The following is a 20,942-nucleotide window of genomic DNA, read 5'->3' as shown; positions in this document are numbered from 1 at the left end:
TCTAATCGCATCCGGGGTCCGGTGGGTCAGGGTCGCTGCGAAGGAGTTCTTCGGGGTGATGGGCGTCGTTGACGTCAGGGGGTCGGGTTCCGTCGGTCCATGCCAACCGTCCGCTGTCGGTGACCATCGTCTGCCACCGCCCGTTGCCGACCGCCGTGTGGTCGGGCCCGCAGGCGAAGAACAGCATGTCGGCATCGGTGACGCCTCCTGCGGCCCAGTCGACGGCGTGGTGCACCTCAGAGTGATAGCCGGGCTCGACGCAATTCGGCCGCGTGCATCCGCCGTCGCGTGAATAGCAGATGATGCGCTGATCGGCAGTCGCCACGCGTTTCTGGCGCCCAAGGTAGATCGGTCGCTCACTATGTTCCTCGAACACCGCAAGGTAGTGGACCCCGTCGGCGGCCATCCGAATCAGGTCCCGCATAGGCAGTGCGGTGTTGCCTCCGGTGCGCGCCGGCGACGGCATCGGGACGTCCGGATCATTTACGGCGTGAGCGGCTTGGTCGAGTTCGCCCAACGTGGTGCGGGCGATCACCGTGACGGCATGGCCGCGGTGCGAACCCATGCCGCCGGACGCGATGCCCAACTTCAGTCCAAGCTTGATCCCGTCGTGACACCGCTGCGAGCGGCTGCGGTCATCGGATGTCTCGGCCGGGGTGCCGTCGGGCAGGTGTCGGCCCGGACGCACCGCGGCGGTTACCGCCTCGACGTAGCAGCGGGTTTCAGGGTCGATCCATCCCGACAATCGCGACATCCCGTCGCGACCCTGCGGCCCCAGCACCATGCCACGCCGACGAGCCCGGTCGGCTTCGTCGAAATCGCCATCAGGATTAAAGATCTCGTCGATACGGCGGCCTACGGCCTTGACGATCTCGGCGTCGTTCTTGATGGCCTCGCGGACCAGGCTGCGTTCGACCTCTCGGCGGTCATCTGCCGACACACACGACGGCAGTCGATCCATTGCCTTGCCGATCACCCGCAGATGGTCCTCACCGATATCGCCAGTCTCCACTGCCTGAGCCACCAGCGGCAGTTCCGGTGGCAGCGGCGGCCCGCTGAGCTGACGTCGCGGACGAATCCGTGTGGCCACCTTCATTCGGCGCTTGATCTCGTCGCGCGGGATTCGCAACCGCGCCCACAGCCCGTCGATCACGCCGCCCACTACCCCCGACTCGTCGGGCGGGTCGGCGAGCTGACCGAACACCCGGTACATCAATCCCCGGTTGGTGCGCTCCTGTGTCTCGAGACGTTCGGCCATCTCCACCCGAAACGCGCTACCCACACCGTCAGAGGAAGTATCCCGCATCTCGGCATAGGCGTCGTCGACCTGGTCCAGCAACGCGCGAAACCGCTCGCGTGCTGCTGCTCCGGTGACGAATTCGCCCATATCACAACGCTAACGACGCCAACCAACGGAAGCGGCCGCAATGACGTTGACGGGCGACGATCTGTGAATCAATCCGTCATTGGGGATAACTCAGTCTTACTCGGTCCGTCTGACAGCGTGCGTCCCTCGAAGAAGGCGGGGCTGCGGAAGCGCCAGATCATCATCAACACCGCGCCGAGCAACAGGATGCCGAACCCCATGTAGAACACCAGGCCGATACCGCCGATGGAGGCGCCACTGCCGTTCTCCGGATTCATGCTCTCGCGCACCGAGATCACAAAGACCGCAGCAAGCATGATTCCACCGAGCATCGGGAAAAGTAACTTGAACACGATGTTGTGAATGTTGCTGAACAGCTCCTTGCGGAAGTACCACACGCACGCGAACGCGGTGATGCCGTAGTACCAGCAGATCATGATGCCAAGCGCGGCAATGGTATCCAACAGCACGCGCTCCGAGAGCAGGCTCACGACCGTGTAGAACGCACCGGTCACCACACCGGCGACCATCGTGGCATACGACGGCACCAGGAATCGCGGGCTGACACTGGCGAATCGACTTGGGAATGCGCCGTATGCGCCCATCGCGAGCATCGCCCGCGCAGCTGGCAAGAACGTCGTCTGCAGGCTGGCCACCGACGACGCGAGTACCGCGAGGAAAAGCAATGGCCCCGCCCACCCGAGCACCGGATCGGCGAGCGCACCGAACACGTTCTCCGCGTTCTCCTCGTTGCCAAGGCCAAGGCCCTCCGCTTCGACGCCGGCGTACATCATCACCGCGACGGCGACCAGCAGGTAGGTCAGCAGGATCGACAGCACACACAGCAGACCCGCGCGACCGGGCACCCGGGTCGGGTCCTTGGACTCCTCACCGAGCGTCAGACAGGTGTCCCAACCCCAGAACGCGAAGATCGACCCCGTCACGCCAACGACGAAGGCGCTCAACGCAAGCCCGGTGAACGGGTCGAACCATTCGAGATTGAAAGAAAGACCAGCGGGCGCCTCGCCACGGCTCACGAGAAGGATCGCGGCGACCGCAAAGGCGATCAGCACCGTCATCTGGAAGCCGACGAGCACGTACTGAACTCGCTCACTGGTCGTGATGCCGCGGCTGGCGATCAGCGTGGCGACCGCGATGAACGCGAGTGTCGTCACGATGTTGATCAACTTGTTGTCGGCCAGTTCGGCGATCGATGGGTTGTCGAGTATCCGCGCGATGAACAGGTACAGGAACTCCACGGCGATCGCGGCGAGGTTGGACAGCACGATGATGGTTGCTATGACCATGCCCCATCCGCACATCCACCCGACATAGGGCCCAAAAGCCTTGGTGGACCACGTGAACGATGCGCCACAGTCGGGTGCCCGCGAGTTCAGCTCGCGGTATGCGTATGCGGTGAGGAACATCGGAATGAACCCGGCGATCAGGATGGCCGGCATCTTCAGTCCGACGGCGGCCACGATCAGCCCGATGCTCGCCGTCAGGGTGTAGCCGGGCGCGACCGATGAAATACCCAGCACCGCACCGGAGAAGGTACCTACCTTGCCTGCGGCCAAACCCTTGGAGACGAGCCCCGTTCCCTCTTGGGTTTCGCTCACGGCAGGTCCGCGGCGTCGAACTGATCCCTCGGGACCACCACCATGGGGACCTCCAGTACCCGTAACATCTTCGCCGCCGTTGACCCGAGGAACAGGCGCTTGGGTGCACTGAGCCGGCTCGATCCCACCATGAGCACGTCACCGTCATGCCACCGCAGCTTGCTCACCGCTTCCTCGACCGTGCGGCCGTCGACAATCGTCGACGTCACCGGAAAATCAGCGGGGAGTTGACTTTTCGCCGTCTCGAGGGTGTGCTCGGCATGCGCGAGGGCACGCTCACGCACCGCGTCGTCATCGCCCCGAAGGGTGCCGAACATCGGGTCCAGCGCCACCAGCGACACCAGCCGTAGCGGAGTTCCCGCGGCGCGGCTGAACCGCACAGCGGTGTCGAGCAGCAGATCTGCACCTGCACGCTCACCGATCGCGCACGTCACCTCGCGAACCCGATTTTCTGACCAGTGACGGCTGCCGCGCGGCGCCACCGCGACGGGGACCGGCGCCGAATGCAGGAGCTCGTTGACGACCGACCCCAACGAATAACTGCCCGCCAGCCCACCGCCGGAACCTCCGACGACGATGAGGTCGGCCTGCACCCGCGCCGCCTCTTTGATCAGCCCATCGGCGTACGAGTCGTCGAAGCTGACGTGGGTACCCGCCACGACATCGGCGGGTATCGAAGCGCGCGCTTCGGCGAGCCAGTGCTCGGCCTGCTCGGTGAGGAGCTCGTCATAGCCGCCAACCGGCACCAGCGAGGGCACCGTCCGATCCGGCGGCAAGATAATGCTCACCCCGAGCTCGGCGCCAAGCGTGCGGGAGAGCCGCACTCCGAGCGCCAATGCGTCGGCGCCTCCCGGCGTTGCCAGGTAACCAACGATCAGCTTCATAGCCGAACCACCCTCCATCTCGCACAGCGTTGTACGGGCGTCGTGTGGTGAATCCTGTCAACGCGGGACCGCGATTACCCCTGCTTTGAGAGAAATTGGCCGGTGGCTTACCCGGTGACGCAGCGTCAGCCGCTGTATTCGGCAGTGCCGTCCTCGAGTACGAGGCGTGCGTTCGAACCGTCGGGATTGGCAGCCTCGGTGCGGAACACCGCCTGCCCCGGCTCGGTCCGCCAGATCGACGTCGTGAGGGTCTCCCCGGGAAACACCGGCGAGGTGAATCGGGCGGCGACAGCGCTGACTTTGGTTGCGTCGCCCCCACCGAGGTCGGCAACCAAGGCTCGGCCCGCGACGCCGTAGCTGCACAGCCCGTGCAGGATCGGCTTCGGGAAGCCGGCCAGCTCGCGCGCGAACCATGGATCACTGTGCAGCGGGTTGCGGTCGCCGGAGAGCCGGTAGATCAGCGCCTGGTCCTCTCGGGTGGGCAGCGCGATAGTCGAATCCGGTTCGCGGTCCGGGATTTCCGGCGCCGACGGGCGCTGTCCCGGCTGGCCACCGAATCCACCTTCACCGCGGATCACCGCGGTGGTGTGGGTTTCGGCGATCACCTCACCGGAGTCCGGATCGGAGCCCGTCGCCTTGAGCATGACGACGGCGTTCTTTCCCTCACCCTTGTCCTGGATGTCGGCGACTTCAGCGACGACGCTGAGCTTGCCCGCCGGGGGGAGCGGTTTGAACAGCCGGATGTCCTGAGATCCGTGCAGCAGCATCGCGAAGTTGAAGCTGCCGATCATCGCTGCGGCCGCGAACGGCAGACACGCAATGACGGCGTACGTCGGCAGCACCTGTTGTGGGGTGTCGTGGGTGTTCTCGGTGGTGAACGCGAGATCGTCGAGTCCCGCGCCGACACCGAGCGCGTACAACATCGTGTCGCGATCGGTCCATTTGAAAAGTTGCGGTTCCGTCTTTGCGCCTATTGCATTCGGATCGAGCGGCATCGAGGCTCCCTTTCGCTGGTGTGTCGGACGATACACAGCACCACCAACCATTGACGTTTCCCCCGTCAGGGGTGACCATGGCTCGCATGCGTTATGTCGTTACCGGCGGTACCGGGTTTATTGGCAGACGTGTGGTGTCGCAGATTCTGGCGAGCCGCGATGACGCCGAAGTGTGGGTCTTGGTCCGCCGAGAGTCACTCGAGCGGTTCGAACGGTTGGCCACCGAAGGTGCGCACCCCTGGGGCGAACGAGCGAAACCGCTGGTCGGCGACCTCACCTCGCCGGATCTCGGACTGACCGACGACGCCGTCGCCGAACTCGGCACCGTCGACCACATCGTGCACAGCGCGGCGATCTACGACATCACTGCCACCGAGGCCGACCAACGCGCGGCCAACGTCGACGGCACCCGCGCCGTCATAGACCTCGCCCTCCGCCTCGACGCGACCCTGCACCACGTCTCCTCGATCGCCGTGGCCGGCGCCTACCGAGGCGACTTCACCGAGGACGATTTCGACGTCGCCCAGGATCTGCCGACGCCCTACCACCAAACAAAATTCGAAGCCGAATTGCTGGTGCGCTCGGCTCATGGTCTGCGGTACCGGATCTACCGACCGGCCGTCGTCGTGGGTGATTCGCGCACCGGCGAGATGGACAAGGTCGACGGGCCCTACTACTTCTTCGGAGTACTGGCCAAGCTGGCGCGACTGCCCGGTATCACGCCAATGGTGCTGCCCGACACCGGCCGCACCAATATTGTCCCGGTCGACTTCGTCGCAGAGGCGATCGTCGCGCTGATGCACAAACCCGATCGCGATTGGCAGACGTTCCATCTCACCGCACCGAAAACCATTGGCCTGCGGGGGATCTACCGTGGCGTTGCCAAAGCCGCAGGCCTGCCGCCGCTGGTGGGCTCACTGCCGCGCAGCGCCGCCGCGCCCATCGTACGGGCCACCGGCCGCGCCAAGATCCTTCGCAATATGGCGGCCACACAGCTGGGCGTGCCTGCCGAAGTGCTCGATGTCGTCGACCTGTTCCCCACGTTCACCTCCGATAACGCGGACGAAGCACTGCGCGGCACGGGTATCGCCGTGCCGGAGTTCGCTTCCTACGCACCGCACCTCTGGCGGTACTGGGCTGAGCACCTGGACCCCGACCGCGCACGCCGCGACGACCCGGCCGGCCCCTTGGTACGCAAGCACGTCATCATCACCGGCGCTTCCAGCGGGATCGGACGAGCGTCGGCGGTCGCCGTCGCCGAACGCGGTGCGACGGTGTTCGCGTTGGCGCGCAACGCCGATGCGCTCGACGAGCTGATCGCCGAGATCCGCGAGGCCGGCGGGCAGGCGTACGCGTTCACCTGTGATGTCACCGATTCGACGTCCGTCGAGACCACGGTCAAAGACATCCTCGGCCGGTTCGGGCACGTCGACTACCTGGTGAACAACGCGGGGCGGTCGATCCGTCGCTCGGTATCGGCATCCACCGACCGCCTGCACGACTACGAACGCGTGATGGCGGTCAACTATTTCGGATCGGTCCGGATGGTGCTGGCCCTGCTGCCGCACTGGCGCGAAAGGCAGTTCGGGCATGTGGTCAACGTGTCCAGTGCCGGTGTGCAGGCGAGCAGCCCGAAGTACAGCGCGTACATCCCCAGCAAGGCCGCGCTGGATGCATTCGCCGAAGTCGTTGGCAGCGAGACCCTTTCCGATCACATCACCTTCACCAGCATCCACATGCCGTTGGTGAAGACGCCGATGATCGCGCCATCGCGGCGGCTGAACCCGTTGCCGCCGATCACCGCCGAGCACGCCGCGGCGATGGTCGTGCGCGGGCTGGTCGACAAGCCGGCAAGGATCGACACTCCGGTCGGGACACTGGCCGACGTCGGGATGTACTTCACTCCTAAGCTGTCGCGGCGGGTGCTCCACCAGATCTATCTGGGATTCCCGGATTCCGCGGCGGCCCGTGGCGAGGCAACCGAACCCACGCCGGAGCGCCGCCCGAAGCGACCCGCGCGAGCCTCGGTGCCCCGGGTGCGGGTTCCGGGGGTGGTCGTCCGCCCAGCTAAGCGCGCCGTGCGGCTGGTGCCCGGCGTGCATTGGTGAGCGAGCTGGTCCTATCGTTGGCAGCGTGACGCTGCCTGTCTTCGTCGATGTCGACACGGGGGTCGACGACGCGATGGCGTTGGTGTACCTGTTCGCCAGCGACGATGCCGAGGTCGTCGGTATCGCGTCGACCGCGGGAAATGTTCCCGTACAACAGGTCTGCGAGAACAACCTGGGGCTGTTGGAGCTCTGCCGAATGAGCGTTCCGGTGTCCAAGGGTTCCGAACGCCCCCTCGTGACACCGTTGCGCACCGCAGAAGACACCCACGGGCCCAAAGGCATGGGTTATGCGGAGTTGCCTTCGACCGATCGTGAAGTCACCGCGCACGATGCCGCCGACGCGTGGATTCGTGCGGCACACGAATATCCCGGCGAACTGGTCGCGATCGCCGTCGGCCCACTGACGAATCTGGCACTGGCCATGCGCAGAGAACCCGCACTGCCGAGGCTGCTCCGCCGACTCGTCATCATGGGTGGCGCTTTCGACTATCGCGGCAACACCACGCCGGTGGCGGAGTGGAACATCAGCGTGGATCCGGAGGCCGCCGGCGAGGTCTTCGCCGTATGGGGTGCCGCGTGGGGGCTGAAGCCACCCGGACATCTCCCAATCGTGCTCGGTCTGAACCTCACCGAGAACATCGCGATGACGCCGACGCTGCTGAGCCGACTCGCCACGGCGGCGGAGTCGTCGTCGATCCCGATGAGCGTGCTGGACAGCCGCGGGACGAAATCGGTCGCGTCCAATCCGTTGATCGCGGCGCTCGAGGACGCGATGCGGTTCTACTTCGAATTCCACTTCGACCAGAACGAGGGCTACCTGGCACATCTGCACGACCCGCTGGCCGCGGCGGTCGTGCTGGATCCCGATCTGGTTCGTTGCCGGCGCGTCGCTGTCGACGTCGAACTGACCGGCACTCTGACCAAGGGCATGACGATCGCGGACTGGAGCAACCGCTGGGGTCGGGAACCCAACGCGCTCATAGGCGTTGACGTTGACCCGGCGGCGTTCTTCGACCGCTTCATCACGCGGGTCGGTGCCTTCGCGAAACGGTTGAACTGACCAGCGTTACGGAATCAGCACCAGTGCGGTCGCGGCGAACAACAGGATGAAGATCGCGATCGCGACAATGCTCACGACGACGGCAGGCGTGAACTTCCGGCTGGCCCGCGGCTGCGGGGCGGAGAGACCGGAGGTCTGCGCCGAATCCGGTGGCGTGGACCCTGGTGTGACTCCGCCGCCGGGTTCGAGGCCCGGTGTTTGTGTGGGGTCAGGATCTGGGGGCTGAGCAGTCATGCCATGCACGCGTACCCCATCTGGTGCCCCTTATTCGTAGATGCCCTCGACGTACCACCTCCTCTGCCGGTAGCACAGCAGCAGCGCCCGCCCGGACTTGCCCTCCACCAGCACCTGCGCCCTGGCGGTGCGGCCCGATTTTGTGAGCTCGGGGTCCCACCACCGCTCGTCGACCGGCCAGGGTCCGGCCCACCAGGCCAGGCGGCAATCGTTCGCGCCCGGTGAGACCAGGCGCGATGGGTCCGCGGAGAACAGTCCGCGGCCGGTCACTCGCACCGGATTCCCGCCGGCGTCGAACAGTTCGACCGGATCGTCGAGCAGCACCGTCGGTGACGGTTCAGGCAGCTGGCCCGGCCAGGGTTGAGCAGGATCGGCGCGCGACACCTGCTCGTCACCCAGCGGCGTGAAGGTGATGCGTTCGGCGGGCCCTCGACCACCGCTGAGCATCGGCACCTGCACCGCCTCAGGTCCGAGCAGACCTTGTACGCGTACCAGTGCTCGCCTGGCCCGCAGCCGGTCCTCCTCCCCAATGCCTCCCCACAACGGCAGCTGCAGCGCCTCGGCCGAAACCAGCTCCACCGGACGCAGCCGGATCACGGTGACCGGTGCGGTGGGCCGATCACCCGGATTGCGCCTGTTCAACCAGCCGTCCAGCTGCCAGCGCACCCGATCGGCGGTCGCATCCTCGGTCAGCGGCTCAGCGCAGCGCCAAACCCGTTCCAGCTCTTCACCATTGGCGGTGATCGCGTGGATGGCCAGGCGGGTGCATCCCACCCCGGACGTCTCCAGGCTGCGGTGCAGGGTGCCCGCCAGTGAGCGGCCCGCGAACGCGGCGGCATCCACCCTCTCGATCGGCGGGTCGCAGTCCATGACGGCGTCGAGCTCCTGCTCGGGTTCACGACCCGACGGCCCCCGGGCCGACTCGCCTCGAGCGAACCGGTGTGCGGCCACCGCGTCGGCGCCGAACCGCGAGGCCACATCACTGCGAGACAATGCCGCGAACTGTCCGATGGTGCGGATTCCCATGCGCCACAGCAGGTCTGCCAATTCTTCCCGACCGGGGGCAGCCAGGCTCGGCTCGGTGGCCAGCTGCCGGATGGACAGCGCCGACAGGAACAGTGCGTCCTTGCCGGACTCGACGATCCGGCCCGCCCGCGCGGCGAAGACCGCGGTGGGCAGTTGATCCGCGACGCCGACCTGGCATTCGGCGCCGGCCGCGGCCACCGCGTCGACCAGCCGTTCGGAGGCGGCCTGTTCAGACCCGAAATAACGGGCCGCCCCGCGCACCGGCAGCACCAGCAGGCCGGGCCGCAGAACCTCGGCCCGCGGCACCAGGTCGTCCACCGCGGCAGTCACATGCTCGAAATGACGGGCATCGCGCGCCGGATCGGCCGTGACGACATGCAGATCCGGACACCTGGCTTGCGACTCCCGACGCCGCAACCCCCGCCGCACGCCGACCGAACGCGCCGACGCCGAACAGGCAATGACCCGGTTGGCCAGCGTCACGGCGACCGGAGCCGTGGGTGTCAGACCCGCCGCCGCCGCGGCGGCGACCGCGGGCCAGTCCATGCACCAGATGGCCAATACGCGCGCGTGATGACACGGCCCGCTCACTGCGCAACCGGCGTCAGCCCGGCCCGGCCACTGACCGAGTAGGTCAACTGCACCTTGGCGATTCGACCGAATCCGGGGCGAGCGCGTCCGGTGATCTCATAACCGCAGACCCTGGCATCCAATCGGGCGGACGCACCCTGCCAGTCACCGTCGGTGACCAGCAGGGTGCAGCCCTTCTGCCGCGCGCGGGCAATGACCGCCCGCGCACGGGTGGCGGGCACCGAACGCCCGCCCAGCCCAAGCACCACCATGTCCATGCCGTCCATCAGCACCGCGGCCACCTCGACCGGATCGCTTCCCGGGTCGGGGATGACTGCGATCCTGCTCAGATCCGCGCCCATCTCCACAGCGGCCAGCAGACCGGCATCGGGTTGGCCGACGATCGCGGCATGTCCGCCCTCCGCTGTCACCGCCGCCACCATGCTCAACGCCAGCGACCGGGCACCCGACAACACCGCCACGGTCCCGCGTGGCAACGGCGCAGGGAGGGCATTGCCAAGAGTTTCGGGGACCGGCAGCAAACTTTCTGAGGCCGGAAGCGGGTCGCTGGCCTGCGCTGCCCCGCGGCGCCCACCACCCACCTTGCCGGACACTGCCGCTATCCTGCGGCGTAGGTGTTCTAGCTGTTCAGCGCGGTCAGGACGGCGTTGATCCAGGGTCAAGGCGGCTGTCACAACAGCACCTCCCGCATCACCAGAATCACCCTCTTTTCGAATGTATGTTCGATACCCCGAGTAAACACCTGCCCCCCGACAAGCGTCAAGGGATCCAGACTCGTCGACCCTTGCCATTACCTGATGTTGACATTGACAAATGTCATCATTCGGTGCTGTACTCCAAAGGTGCTCAACGAAGAGCCCGCAATGCCCGAGCGCGGTTCGCTGCGCTCGCGCAGCGCGGCATCGATCAGCGGCCTGACCCTGCGGCAGATCAGCGCGGTGCTCCCGCCGGATCAGGCGTGGGGCGTATGGCTTTCGCGCCAGATCGTGGCCCGCATCATGGATACGTTCGGCCCATCGATGATCGGCACCAACGTGCAGCGCGTCGACACCAGAACATCAGACGGCCGTCGCGTTGTCGGGGAATGGGTGTACGGCCCAGGCGTACAACGCCATCAGGCCGAGGCGATCTACTTCGTCCACGGCAGCGGCTTCGTTCTCTGCTCACCGCGCACGCACCGCCGCCTCACGTCCTGGCTTTCCCATCTCACCGGACTGCCGGTCTTCTCAATCGACTACCGCCTCGCTCCCAAACACCGATTCCCCACCGCTGCAGACGATGTCCGCACGGGATGGGACTGGCTGACAAACGAACATGGCGTGGCACCCGAGCGCACCGTCATCGCAGGGGATTCCGCAGGCGGCCACCTGGCCGTCGACCTGTTGCTGCAACCCGACGTCACCCATCCCGCAGCCCTGGCGCTGCTCTCCCCCGTTCTGGATCTGACGTTCTCACTTGCACGTACCCGCGAAAAGATTCGCCGTGACCCGGCCATCCGTTCAGCGGACGCCCTTCGGCTGGTCGAGTTGTATTGCACCGGAATCGAGTCGACGCATCCTCGGCTGAAACTCGACGTCGCCGCGGGCCGGCCTCTACCTGCGACGCTGATCCAGGCGGGCGGCGCCGAAATGCTCGCCGCCGACGCCACCGCGCTGGCCGAGCACATCCGTGCCGCGGGCGGAACCTGCGAACTCGAGGTCTGGCCGGATCAGGTGCACGTCTTCCAGGCACTGCCACGGCTGACGCCCGAGGCACGACCGGCTATGCAACGAATCGCCGCGTTCATTTCACAGACGTTGCAGGACAACACCATCGATCAGGCAGCGGGGTGACGGGCATGGGCCTGTTCGGATCGTCGAAAAAGCGCAGCCATGACGCCGCGGCAGTCATTACCGGCGCAGGCAGCGGCATCGGTGCGGCGTTCGCGAAAGAACTCGCCAGGCGCGGCGGGCGCGTGATGTGCAGCGACATCGACGAACCCGCCGCCACCGCCACCGCCGATGCGATCATCGCCGACGGCGGGAAGGCGATCGCATTACGCTGCGACGTCTCGCAACTCGACGACGTCACGGCGCTGGCCAAAGAGGCGCAGTCCTGGTTCGACGGCCCACCGACCGTCGTGATCAACAACGCCGGCGTCGGCGCGGGCGGCCTGCCCATCGGCGAGATGAGCATCGACGACTGGCAGTGGGTTCTCGACATCAACCTCTGGGGGCCGATTCACGGCTGCCATGTGTTCGCACCGATCCTGCGCGAGGCCGGATATGGCGGCATCATCAACGTCGCGTCGGCCGCCGCGTTTGGCGCGGCACCCGGGATGGCCGCGTACAACGTCAGCAAGGCGGGCACGCTGTCCCTGTCCGAGACGTTGGCCGCCGAACTCTCCGGCACCGGTGTCAACGTCACTGTGCTATGCCCGACGTTCGTCAAGACCAGCATCGTTGACTCAGGACGGATCTCCGACAAGTCAACGCAACTCGCCGACCGGCTGATGCGCTGGACCGGCTTCTCACCCGAGCGAGTGGCCCGCACCTGCCTGGACACCCTCGACCGCGGCGGCCTCTACTGCATGCCGCAACCTGACGCCCGAATCGGCTGGGGCATCAAACGTTTCACCCCGACGGTGTACACCCGCGCCGTCGGACTCACCACCCGCGTCACCACACCGTAGGAGGAGCTCATGGCCCCCAAATCAAAGATCGACATGGACGTGATGCTCGACAAGATCAAGAACCGGCAGTGGGCGCTGGCCGACATCGACTGGGACGCACCGGGGGCCGATCTGATCACCGACGAACAACGGCCCAAGCTCAAAGCCTTCATGGCCGACCTCTGCTGGATCGAGAACATCGGCGCCCGCGGCTTCGCCGCACTGGCCAAGAAGGCTCCGACGCCGACGATCGCCGAGATCTACCGCTACTTCCACGCCGAGGAACAGCGGCACGCCAACGCCGAACTCGCGCTGATGAAGCGCTGGGGCATGCTCGAGGACGGCGAAGTCCCCGAGCCCAATGTCAACATCCGGCTGGCCATCGACTGGCTGGACCGCTGGGCCGATGACATGCCACTGTCACTGCTCGGCACGGTCATTCCGATGCTCGAGGTCGCACTTGACGGCGCACTGCTGAAATTCCTGCTCGACGAGGTGCACGACCCCGTATGTCACCAGGTCTTCGAGAAGATCAACAACGACGAATCCCGCCATCTCGTCGTCGATTTCGAGGTGCTCGACATGATCGGGCACGCCAAGATCCGGCGTATGCTCATCGACTTCGTCGGCCACAACGCCACCCCGGGCCTCATCATCGGCGCGGTCATGGGCGCACCGCTGATCAACCGGATCGCCAACGAGATCGCCGCGATGGGAATGGAACCCGAGCGGCTGTACCGCGCCGTGAAGCGATTCAAGGAACTCGGCGATCGCGGCCAGTACACCAAGCGCGTACCGACATACCTGTTCCTGCGGCGCTACGCCGGTGTGGTCACCAACCCGCGTCACCCCTACCACCTGCTGGCCAACTCCATGGTCTGGGTCTCCGACCGGTACCCACGCCAACTGCTGCCCTCCGTGCCGAGTTGGGTTAAAGAGGTCACCCACGAGCCGGCGGCCTGATCATGCCCACTCACATCTACGACACCCTCATCGTCGGAGCCGGATTCACCGGTATCGGCGCGGCGATCAAGCTCACCGAGGCCGGCGTCGACGACTTCGTCATCCTGGACCGCTCCGACCGTGTCGGCGGCACCTGGCGCGACAACACGTATCCCGGTGCGGCCTGCGACGTTCCGTCGCTGCTGTACTCGTACTCGTTCGTCAAGAACTCGTCGTGGTCGCGGGCCTACTCCCCGGCCGACGAGATCTGCCGCCACATCGAGGACATGGCCGAGAAGTTCGACATTCCGCGCCGCATCCAGTTCGGCGTCGAGGTCAACGGTCTCGAATTCGACGAGAAGGCCGGCGTCTGGACGGTGAAGACCAAGGGTCGCAAGCGCTTTCAGGCGCGCACTGTCGTGATGGCCTCCGGCCCGCTGCCTGACCACAAATGGCCGGATATCCGTGGCCTCGACACCTACGAGGGCCACAAGATCCACAGCGCCCAGTGGGACCACGACTACGACTTCGCCGGTAAGCGCGTCGCGGTCATCGGTACTGGCGCCAGCGCCGTGCAGATCGTGCCCGAGCTGGTCAAGCAGGCCGAGTTCGTCAAGGTCTTCCAGCGCACACCGGGCTGGGTGATGCCCCGTCTGGACGGCGCCACTCCCGAGGCGGCAAAGGCGCTGTTCGCCAAAGTCCCTGCTGTTCAAGAGCTTGCGCGCCAGGCACTGTTCTGGGGTCACGAGATCACCGCCACCGCGATGGTGTGGGACACGCCGCTGACGGGTCTGGTCGCCCAGCTGGGCAAGGCCCACCTACGCAGAGCCGTCAAGGATCCCTGGCTGCGCCGTCAGCTCACGCCTGACTTCAGGCCGGGCTGCAAGCGGATGCTGATCTCCAGCGACTACTACCCGGCGCTGCAGAAGGACAACTGCAAGCTCATCGACTGGCCGATCGCCACGATGAGCCCGGTCGGTATCCGCACGAGTGACGGTGTCGAACACCATCTCGACTGCATCGTCTTCGCCACCGGTTACGACGTACATCTGACCGGACCGCCATATGAGGTCACCGGCATCGGCGGTCGCTCGCTGTCGCAGGAGTGGGCACGAGGGGCGCAGGCCTACAAGAGCATCAACGCCCACGGCTACCCGAACCTGTTCTTGATGACGGGACCCAACTCCGGGCCGGGCCACAACTCGCTGCTCGTCTACGTCGAGGGCCAGCTCGACTACGCGGTCAGCGGCATCACGACGATCCTGTGGGAGAACCTGAAGTATCTGGACGTCCGCAAGGACATCCAGGACCGCTACAACGAGCACATCCAGAAGCGGCTGACCAAGACGACGTGGATGTCGGGTTGCAATAGCTGGTATCTGACGGCTGACGGCTTTAACGCCTCGATGTACCCCGGCTTCGCCACGCAGTATCTTCGTCAGATGCGCGACTTCCGCTTCCCCGACTACGTCGCCGTCGAGCACGGCGCGCGCGCCGGCAGCGGTGCCCTCTCGAGCGCATGACCAATCCGCCGGACAAGCCACCACGCCAGCAGGCGGGGGCGATCTCGGCGATCCTGAAAACGCTGCGGCGCGCGCCGCGGCGCGTACGGCGCGGCTCCCGCGATGTCATCGAGACCGCGGTGTCGCAATTGTTCGACGCGGCAGTGCTTCATCCCCATCCCGAGTCCACCTCCGGCGAGTACCGCATCGACGAGCTCGCACGCCTGGCCGGCACCACGACCCGCAACATCCGGGTGTACCGCGACCGCGGATTGCTGCACCCGCCACTGCGAGTCGGGCGGATCGCTCTCTTCAACGACACGCACCTGACGCGGCTGCGGCTCATCACCTCAATGCTGAACCGCGGCTACAACATCGCCCATGTCCACGAGATGCTGTCGGCCTGGGAGCAGGGCAAGGACCTTGGCGACATGCTCGGCATCGAATCGGCGATCGCGGGCAGCTGGGCAACGGAGAAGCCCGAACGGATGAGCGTTGCCGACGCGCGACGACTGGTCGACGACGATCCGGGATTCGACCGGATGGTCGGGCTGGGCGTGATCAAGCTGGAAGACGGTGAGGCGGTTGTGGTGCGCCCCAAGCTGATCGAGGCGTTCAACGAGATGAGGCAGTACGGCGTCGCCACCGACAAACTCATCGACCTGCACGAGCAGATCGCACCCCTGCTCGATCAGATCAGCGGGATGCTGGTGCAGGCCGGCATCGACGAGGTGCTGCACCGCGTCAACCCGGGAGCTGCGCTGCCACCGGATACCGAAGTAGCCGAACTGATTACGATGCTCGTGCGGTTCCGCACCCAGGCCGTGTCGGCGGTCTCGGCCACGTTGGCCTTCTCCATCGAATCGACCATCGAGTCGACCGTCGGTCAGATCCTCGGTGAGTTCATCGAGAAGGAACCGCCATCCAGCGAAAACCCAGTCGACGCCTGATCATTCCCACTCGATGGTGCCCGGCGGCTTGCTGGTGATGTCCAGCACGACGCGGTTCACCTCGCGGACCTCGTTGGTGATGCGTGTGGAGATACGTTCCAGCACCTCGTAGGGCACCCGCGTCCAGTCCGCAGTCATCGCGTCCTCACTGGATACCGGGCGCAGCACGATCGGGTGTCCATAGGTCCGGCCGTCGCCCTGCACGCCGACCGAACGGACTCCGGCGAGCAGCACCACGGGGCACTGCCAGATCTGGTGGTCCAGGCCCGCCGAGGTCAGTTCCTCCCGCGCGATCGAGTCGGCCCGCCGCAGCGTCTCCAACCGATCAGCGGTCACCTCCCCGACGATCCGGATGCCGAGACCCGGACCCGGAAAGGGTTGGCGTGCAACGATTTCCTCGGGCAGGCCCAGTTCACGGCCGACCGCCCGAACCTCGTCCTTGAACAGCAGCCTAAGCGGCTCCACGAGTTTGAACTTCAGATCGTCGGGCAGGCCACCGACGTTGTGGTGGCTCTTGATGTTCGCGGTTCCGGTTCCGCCGCCGGACTCCACCACGTCGGGATACAACGTGCCCTGAACCAGAAAGTCGACCTCAGAACCACTGTCACCGACTATGTCTCGAACAGCGCCCTCGAAGGCACGGATGAACTGTCTGCCGATGATCTTGCGCTTACCCTCGGGATCGGTCACCCCGGACAGCGCTTCCAGGAATCGGTCGGCGACGTCGACGGTCACCAGATTGGCGCCGGTGGCGGCGACGAAATCACGCTGCACCTGTGCGCGTTCGCCGGCCCTCAGCAGGCCGTGGTCGACGAATACACACGTCAGGCGGTCGCCAACGGCACGCTGCACCAGCGCGGCGGCCACCGCGGAGTCCACCCCGCCCGACAGCCCGCAGATCGCCCGCCCGTCACCGATCTGCTCACGCACCTGCTCGACGAGCGCGTCGGCGATGTTCGCCGGTGTCCAGGTCGAATCGATACCGGCGAACTCGTGCAGGAACCGGCTGAGAATCTGCTGGCCGTGCGGGGTGTGCATCACCTCGGGGTGGTACTGCACACCCGCCAGGCCCTTGGCCCGATTCTCAAAAGCGGCGACGGGCGCACCGGAACTGGTGGCGACCACGTCGAACCCATCAGGGGCGACGGTGACTGCATCGCCGTGGCTCATCCACACCGGTTGGGTGGTTGGCAGATCGGAATGCAGATCGCCGCCAGTCACTTCCAGCTCGGTGCGGCCGAACTCGCTGGTGCCGGTACGGGCGACGGTTCCGCCGAGCGCCTGGGCCATCGCCTGAAAGCCATAGCAGATGCCGAACACCGGCACCCCCAGGTCGAACACCTCGGCGTTCAGCTGCGGTGCACCCTCTTCGTAGACACTCGCGGGGCCGCCCGACAGCACGATGGCCTGCGGGTCGCGCGCCTTGATCTCCTCGACGGTCGCGGTGTGCGGGATCACCTCGGAGTAGACCCGCGCTTCGCGGACGCGACGGGCGATCAACTGCGCGTACTGCGCCCCGAAGTCGACGACCAGCACGGGCCGGGGAGAACCTGTTGTCACGCGGACAGTCTAGTCAGCGCCTCCACAGCACCGACGAGCCTTCTTCGCTGGTCGCCACGGCCCGGATGAACGCCTCGTTGTCGAAGCCCGGCATGTCCTGGAGCCGCGGCAGCAGGTAGTCGGTGTCGCCGAGGCCGATGGCGAGCCGGGTGTCGTCGTCATAGGTGAAAACGAAGAACACGTCCTCCTCGGCCGGCCCGCGCGCGGTGGTCCGTACCGAAATCTCGGTGACCGCATCCCAGCGAACTCCCGTCAAATCCATGCCCAAGTATGCGCGCGGTGCATCTTTAAGAATTGAGCACCGTGGGAATGGTGAACTGGAGGCACGCACCCCAGAAGCCAAAGCGAGGTACCCAGTGCTTGGTCTACCCGAACGGATCCGTGCCACGCTCTTCGACCTCGACGGCGTGCTGACCGACACCGCCAGCGTGCACAAAAAGGCCTGGAAGTCGATGTTCGACGGCTTTCTCAAGACCCACGCAGAGCGCGCGGGCGCTCAATTCGTGCCGTTCGACGTCGATGCCGACTATCTCGAGTACGTCGACGGCAAAAAGCGTGAGGACGGAGTCCGGTCCTTCCTGGCCAGCAGGGGCATCGAGCTGCCGAACGGCGACCCGGACGACGGGGCGGACGCCGAGACCGTCTTCGGGCTCGGAAACCTCAAGAACGAGGCGTTTCAGCGAACCCTGAAGGCCGACGGGGTCGAGGTCTTCGAGGGATCCCGCCGCTACCTCGAAGCTGTCGTCGACGCGGGGTTCGGCACCGCCGTGGTGTCGTCGAGTGCGAACACACGCGAGGTGCTGGAGCTGACCGGGCTCGACCGATTCATCCAGCACCGCGTGGACGGGGTGACCATCCGGGAGCAGAACATCGCGGGCAAGCCCGCGCCCGACTCCTTCCTGCGCGCCGCTGACTTGCTCGATGTCACCCCCGACGAGGCTGCCGTGTTCGAGGACGCGCTATCAGGGGTCGAGGCGGGATGCGCTGGAAAGTTCGGGTATGTCGTCGGTGTCGACCGGGTCGGTCACGCAGAAGAGCTGCGGCAGAACGGCGCTGATGTGGTAGTTACCGATCTCGCGGATCTGATGTCGCAATGATCTCCGGCGAGAATTTCACCGTCGAACCGTGGCATATCCGCGAGACCTCGCTCGACCTCGATCTGTTGGACGAAGCCGAATCCCTGTTCGCCTTGTCGAACGGGCATATCGGCATGCGCGGCAATCTCGAAGAGGGCGAACCACACGGACTTCCTGGCACGTATCTGAACTCTTACTACGAGGTTCGCCCACTGCCTTACGCCGAGGCGGGGTTTGGTTATCCCGAGGCGGGTCAGACACTGGTCAACATCACCAATGGCAAGATCCTGCGTCTGCTCGTCGATGACGAGCCATTCGATTTGCGGTACGGCGAACTGCTCGAACATGAACGCGTCCTCGACATGAGGGCAGGCACACTGACCCGCACCGCGGATTGGCGTTCCCCGGCGGGCAAGCAGGTCAGGGTCGTGTCGACCCGTCTGGTGTCGCTCGCGCAACGCAGCGTCGCGGCGATCGAGTACACGGTCGAGGCCGTCGACGAATTCACCCGTGTCACGGTCCAGTCCGAGCTTGTCGCCAACGAACAACTTCCGGAGTCGGCAGACGATCCGAGGGTGGCCGCCGTCCTCGAGAAGCCTTTGGACGCCGTTGGACACGAACACTCCGACTACGGTGCGATCCTCCTACACCGGACCAGGATCAGCGAACTGCTGATGGCCGCGGCGATGACGCACGACGTCGAGGTTCCGGGCCGTGTCGAGGTGACTACCGGCGCACGCGAGGATTGGGCCACCACAACCGTGATCTGTGGCCTGCGGCCGGGTCAGAAGCTGCGCATCGTGAAATACCTTGCCTACGGGTGGTCCAGTCTGAGATCCCGTCCGGCACTGCGTGATCAGGTCGCGGCGGCGCTCAGCGGCGCTCGCTACACCGGCTGGGACGGCCTGCTCGAGGCTCAGCGTGAATATCTCGACGACTTCTGGGACTCCGCCGATGTGGAGGTCGAGGGTGACCCCGACAGTCAGCAGGCGGTTCGGTTTGGACTGTTCCATGTCCTGCAGGCCAGTGCACGCGCCGAACGCCGGGCGATCCCCGGAAAAGGATTGACGGGCACTGGATACGACGGGCACGCGTTCTGGGACACCGAAGGCTTCGTGCTCCCGCTGCTCACCTACACCGCACCATATGCGGCAGCCGACGCGCTGCGATGGCGAGCCTCCACTCTGGACATGGCCAGGGAGCGCGCCGCACAACTGAACCTCACCGGCGCCGCGTTCCCATGGCGCACCATCCGCGGGGAAGAGTGCTCGGCGTACTGGCCGGCAGGCACGGCCGCCTGGCACGTGAATGCCGACATCGCAATGGCGTTCGAGCGGTACCGCATTGTGACCGGTGACGATTCACTGGAAGCCGAATGTGGGTTGGCGGTCCTCGTCGAGACCGCGCGGTTGTGGCTGTCGCTTGGGCATCACGACCGCTTCGGGGTATGGCACATCGACGGCGTCACGGGACCCGACGAGTACACCGCGGTCGTCCGGGACAACGTCTTCACCAATCTCATGGCGGCACACAACCTTCGGACCGCAGCGGAGGCCTGCCTGCGTCACCCCGACCGCGCCGAGGACCTGGGCGTCACCGCCGCGGAGATGGCCGATTGGCGCACTGCCGCCGATGACGCGTTCATACCCTTCGACGACGAACTCGGCGTCCATCCGCAGTGCGCGGGATTTACCACGCTTCAAGAGTGGGACTTCGTGACAAACACGACGTATCCGCTGCTGTTGCACGCACCCTATGTGCGGCTGTACCCGGCGCAGGTGATCAAACAGGCGGATCTGGTGTTGGCCATGCAATGGCAGAGCCACGCGTTCACCCCGGAGCAGAAGGCGCGCAATGTCGACTACTACGAGCGCCGGACCACGCGTGACTCGTCGCTGTCGGCGTGTACGCAGGCCGTGATGTGCGCCGACGTCGGCCATCTCGAGCTCGCGCATGACTACGCGTACGAGGCCGCGTTGATCGATCTGCGCGACCTGCACCACAACACCCGCGACGGTCTGCACATGGCGTCACTGGCAGGCGCGTGGACCGCACTGGTGGCCGGATTCGGTGGACTTCGTGACGACGACGGAGTGCTGTCGCTCGATCCACGGCTGCCGTCGGGTATCTCACGGTTACAATTCCGGTTGCGCTGGAGGGACTTCCGGATCACGGTCGACGTCAACCATGAAAGCGTCACCTATACCGTCCGCGACGGACCGCACTCGTTCCTCACGATTCGTCACGCAGGCGAGGAGACAAAGCTCGGCACGGACCGCCCCACGACAGTCGCGCTCAGGCCGCGTGAACCGCTACTGCCGCCCCCGCAGCAGCCACCCGGCCGGGAACCGTTGCGCCGCAAGTCGTTGTAGCGAATAT

At 65.8% G+C, this 20,942-nt stretch carries 18 protein-coding genes; 9 read left to right on the top strand and 9 right to left on the bottom strand.

What is annotated here, in order from left to right:
* Window position 1 precedes the first annotated feature (1 nt).
* The 4 genes from ACIA48_RS18395 to ACIA48_RS18380 form a co-directional block, all read right to left on the bottom strand.
* Window positions 2-1,387: a 13E12 repeat family protein gene (locus ACIA48_RS18395; RefSeq protein ID WP_396734411.1), complete on the bottom strand. Its 1,386-nt coding sequence runs from the start codon at window positions 1,385-1,387 to the stop codon at window positions 2-4.
* A 68-nt stretch (window positions 1,388-1,455) separates the two neighbouring features.
* Window positions 1,456-2,985, bottom strand: a complete 1,530-nt coding sequence (locus tag ACIA48_RS18390) for an APC family permease (RefSeq protein ID WP_396734409.1) — start codon at window positions 2,983-2,985, stop codon at window positions 1,456-1,458.
* The gene (locus ACIA48_RS18385; protein ID WP_396734406.1) at window positions 2,982-3,869 is read right to left on the bottom strand and encodes a universal stress protein; all 888 of its coding nucleotides are present in this window, start codon (window positions 3,867-3,869) and stop codon (window positions 2,982-2,984) included. Before ACIA48_RS18385 ends, ACIA48_RS18390 begins: the two co-directional genes overlap by 4 nt.
* Before the next feature lie 125 nt (window positions 3,870-3,994).
* Window positions 3,995-4,864, bottom strand: a complete 870-nt coding sequence (locus ACIA48_RS18380; protein WP_396734403.1) for a MaoC/PaaZ C-terminal domain-containing protein — start codon at window positions 4,862-4,864, stop codon at window positions 3,995-3,997.
* An 86-nt stretch (window positions 4,865-4,950) separates the two neighbouring features.
* Here ACIA48_RS18380 and ACIA48_RS18375 point away from each other — a divergent pair, with 86 nt between their 5' ends.
* The gene (locus ACIA48_RS18375) at window positions 4,951-6,972 is read left to right on the top strand and encodes an SDR family oxidoreductase (protein ID WP_396734400.1); all 2,022 of its coding nucleotides are present in this window, start codon (window positions 4,951-4,953) and stop codon (window positions 6,970-6,972) included.
* Between the two features lie 25 nt (window positions 6,973-6,997).
* On the top strand, window positions 6,998-8,032 hold the full coding sequence (locus ACIA48_RS18370; RefSeq protein WP_396734397.1) for a nucleoside hydrolase: 1,035 nt from the start codon (window positions 6,998-7,000) through the stop codon (window positions 8,030-8,032).
* A 6-nt stretch (window positions 8,033-8,038) separates the two neighbouring features.
* On the opposite strand, the gene ACIA48_RS18365 is transcribed toward ACIA48_RS18370, so the two are convergent.
* Genes ACIA48_RS18365 through ACIA48_RS18355 form a run of 3 tightly spaced genes read right to left on the bottom strand, consistent with a single transcriptional unit; the run spans window position 8,039 to window position 10,557 of the window.
* The gene (locus tag ACIA48_RS18365; RefSeq protein WP_396734395.1) at window positions 8,039-8,266 is read right to left on the bottom strand and encodes a DUF6480 family protein; all 228 of its coding nucleotides are present in this window, start codon (window positions 8,264-8,266) and stop codon (window positions 8,039-8,041) included.
* Between the two features lie 30 nt (window positions 8,267-8,296).
* Complete coding sequence (locus ACIA48_RS18360) at window positions 8,297-9,838, bottom strand: DNA polymerase Y family protein (RefSeq protein WP_396734392.1); 1,542 nt, start codon at window positions 9,836-9,838, stop codon at window positions 8,297-8,299.
* A 41-nt stretch (window positions 9,839-9,879) separates the two neighbouring features.
* Window positions 9,880-10,557 (bottom strand): hypothetical protein, encoded by a 678-nt coding sequence (locus ACIA48_RS18355; RefSeq protein WP_396734389.1) that lies wholly within the window; start codon window positions 10,555-10,557, stop codon window positions 9,880-9,882.
* 189 nt (window positions 10,558-10,746) lie between these two features.
* Between ACIA48_RS18355 and ACIA48_RS18350 the strand changes: the two genes are divergently transcribed.
* From ACIA48_RS18350 to ACIA48_RS18330, 5 genes are read left to right on the top strand one after another with little or no spacing between them, the layout of a single operon-like run.
* Entirely contained in the window at window positions 10,747-11,715 is a 969-nt protein-coding gene (locus tag ACIA48_RS18350) for an alpha/beta hydrolase (RefSeq protein ID WP_396735075.1), read from the top strand.
* Window positions 11,716-11,720: 5 nt separating this feature from the next.
* The gene (locus ACIA48_RS18345; RefSeq protein WP_396734386.1) at window positions 11,721-12,554 is read left to right on the top strand and encodes an SDR family NAD(P)-dependent oxidoreductase; all 834 of its coding nucleotides are present in this window, start codon (window positions 11,721-11,723) and stop codon (window positions 12,552-12,554) included.
* A 9-nt stretch (window positions 12,555-12,563) separates the two neighbouring features.
* Window positions 12,564-13,496 carry a ferritin-like domain-containing protein gene (locus ACIA48_RS18340; RefSeq protein WP_396734383.1) on the top strand — a complete coding sequence of 311 codons (933 nt, stop codon included), beginning with the start codon at window positions 12,564-12,566 and terminating at the stop codon, window positions 13,494-13,496.
* A 2-nt stretch (window positions 13,497-13,498) separates the two neighbouring features.
* Entirely contained in the window at window positions 13,499-14,998 is a 1,500-nt protein-coding gene (locus ACIA48_RS18335) for a flavin-containing monooxygenase (RefSeq protein ID WP_396734380.1), read from the top strand.
* Window positions 14,995-15,927, top strand: coding sequence for a MerR family transcriptional regulator (locus tag ACIA48_RS18330; protein WP_396734377.1), 933 nt, complete (start codon window positions 14,995-14,997; stop codon window positions 15,925-15,927). Before ACIA48_RS18335 ends, ACIA48_RS18330 begins: the two co-directional genes overlap by 4 nt.
* On the opposite strand, the gene guaA is transcribed toward ACIA48_RS18330, so the two are convergent.
* Window positions 15,928-17,487 carry a glutamine-hydrolyzing GMP synthase gene (gene guaA / locus ACIA48_RS18325; RefSeq protein ID WP_396734374.1) on the bottom strand — a complete coding sequence of 520 codons (1,560 nt, stop codon included), beginning with the start codon at window positions 17,485-17,487 and terminating at the stop codon, window positions 15,928-15,930.
* 13 nt (window positions 17,488-17,500) lie between these two features.
* Window positions 17,501-17,749, bottom strand: coding sequence for a hypothetical protein (locus ACIA48_RS18320; RefSeq protein WP_396734371.1), 249 nt, complete (start codon window positions 17,747-17,749; stop codon window positions 17,501-17,503).
* Between the two features lie 94 nt (window positions 17,750-17,843).
* On the opposite strand from ACIA48_RS18320, the gene ACIA48_RS18315 reads away from it, so the two are divergent.
* A complete protein-coding gene (locus ACIA48_RS18315) occupies window positions 17,844-18,584 on the top strand; it encodes a beta-phosphoglucomutase family hydrolase (RefSeq protein ID WP_396734368.1) in 741 nt (246 codons plus the stop codon).
* On the top strand, window positions 18,581-20,935 hold the full coding sequence (locus ACIA48_RS18310; RefSeq protein ID WP_396734365.1) for a glycoside hydrolase family 65 protein: 2,355 nt from the start codon (window positions 18,581-18,583) through the stop codon (window positions 20,933-20,935). Before ACIA48_RS18315 ends, ACIA48_RS18310 begins: the two co-directional genes overlap by 4 nt.
* The last annotated feature ends 7 nt before the right edge of the window (window positions 20,936-20,942 follow it).

It is taken from the genome of Mycobacterium sp. NPDC051804, from assembly GCF_044452905.1.
GTDB lineage: Bacteria > Actinomycetota > Actinomycetes > Mycobacteriales > Mycobacteriaceae > Mycobacterium.
The sequence above is the reverse complement of the archived record's forward strand: the minus strand, read 5'-3'. Positions and strand labels throughout refer to the sequence as shown.

Excerpts from the sequence above, each read along its gene's own strand:
- ACIA48_RS18395 (WP_396734411.1), bottom strand. The coding sequence starts at position 1,387 with ATGGGCGAATTCGTCACCGGAGCAGCAGCACGCGAGCGGTTTCGCGCG.
- ACIA48_RS18385 (WP_396734406.1), bottom strand. The coding sequence starts at position 3,869 with ATGAAGCTGATCGTTGGTTACCTGGCAACGCCGGGAGGCGCCGACGCA.
- ACIA48_RS18380 (WP_396734403.1), bottom strand. The coding sequence starts at position 4,864 with ATGCCGCTCGATCCGAATGCAATAGGCGCAAAGACGGAACCGCAACTT.
- ACIA48_RS18375 (WP_396734400.1), top strand. The coding sequence starts at position 4,951 with ATGCGTTATGTCGTTACCGGCGGTACCGGGTTTATTGGCAGACGTGTG.
- ACIA48_RS18365 (WP_396734395.1), bottom strand. The coding sequence starts at position 8,266 with ATGACTGCTCAGCCCCCAGATCCTGACCCCACACAAACACCGGGCCTC.
- ACIA48_RS18360 (WP_396734392.1), bottom strand. The coding sequence starts at position 9,838 with ATGGACTGGCCCGCGGTCGCCGCCGCGGCGGCGGCGGGTCTGACACCC.
- ACIA48_RS18350 (WP_396735075.1), top strand. The coding sequence starts at position 10,747 with ATGCCCGAGCGCGGTTCGCTGCGCTCGCGCAGCGCGGCATCGATCAGC.
- ACIA48_RS18345 (WP_396734386.1), top strand. The coding sequence starts at position 11,721 with ATGGGCCTGTTCGGATCGTCGAAAAAGCGCAGCCATGACGCCGCGGCA.
- ACIA48_RS18340 (WP_396734383.1), top strand. The coding sequence starts at position 12,564 with ATGGCCCCCAAATCAAAGATCGACATGGACGTGATGCTCGACAAGATC.
- ACIA48_RS18335 (WP_396734380.1), top strand. The coding sequence starts at position 13,499 with ATGCCCACTCACATCTACGACACCCTCATCGTCGGAGCCGGATTCACC.
- ACIA48_RS18330 (WP_396734377.1), top strand. The coding sequence starts at position 14,995 with ATGACCAATCCGCCGGACAAGCCACCACGCCAGCAGGCGGGGGCGATC.
- ACIA48_RS18320 (WP_396734371.1), bottom strand. The coding sequence starts at position 17,749 with ATGGATTTGACGGGAGTTCGCTGGGATGCGGTCACCGAGATTTCGGTA.
- ACIA48_RS18310 (WP_396734365.1), top strand. The coding sequence starts at position 18,581 with ATGATCTCCGGCGAGAATTTCACCGTCGAACCGTGGCATATCCGCGAG.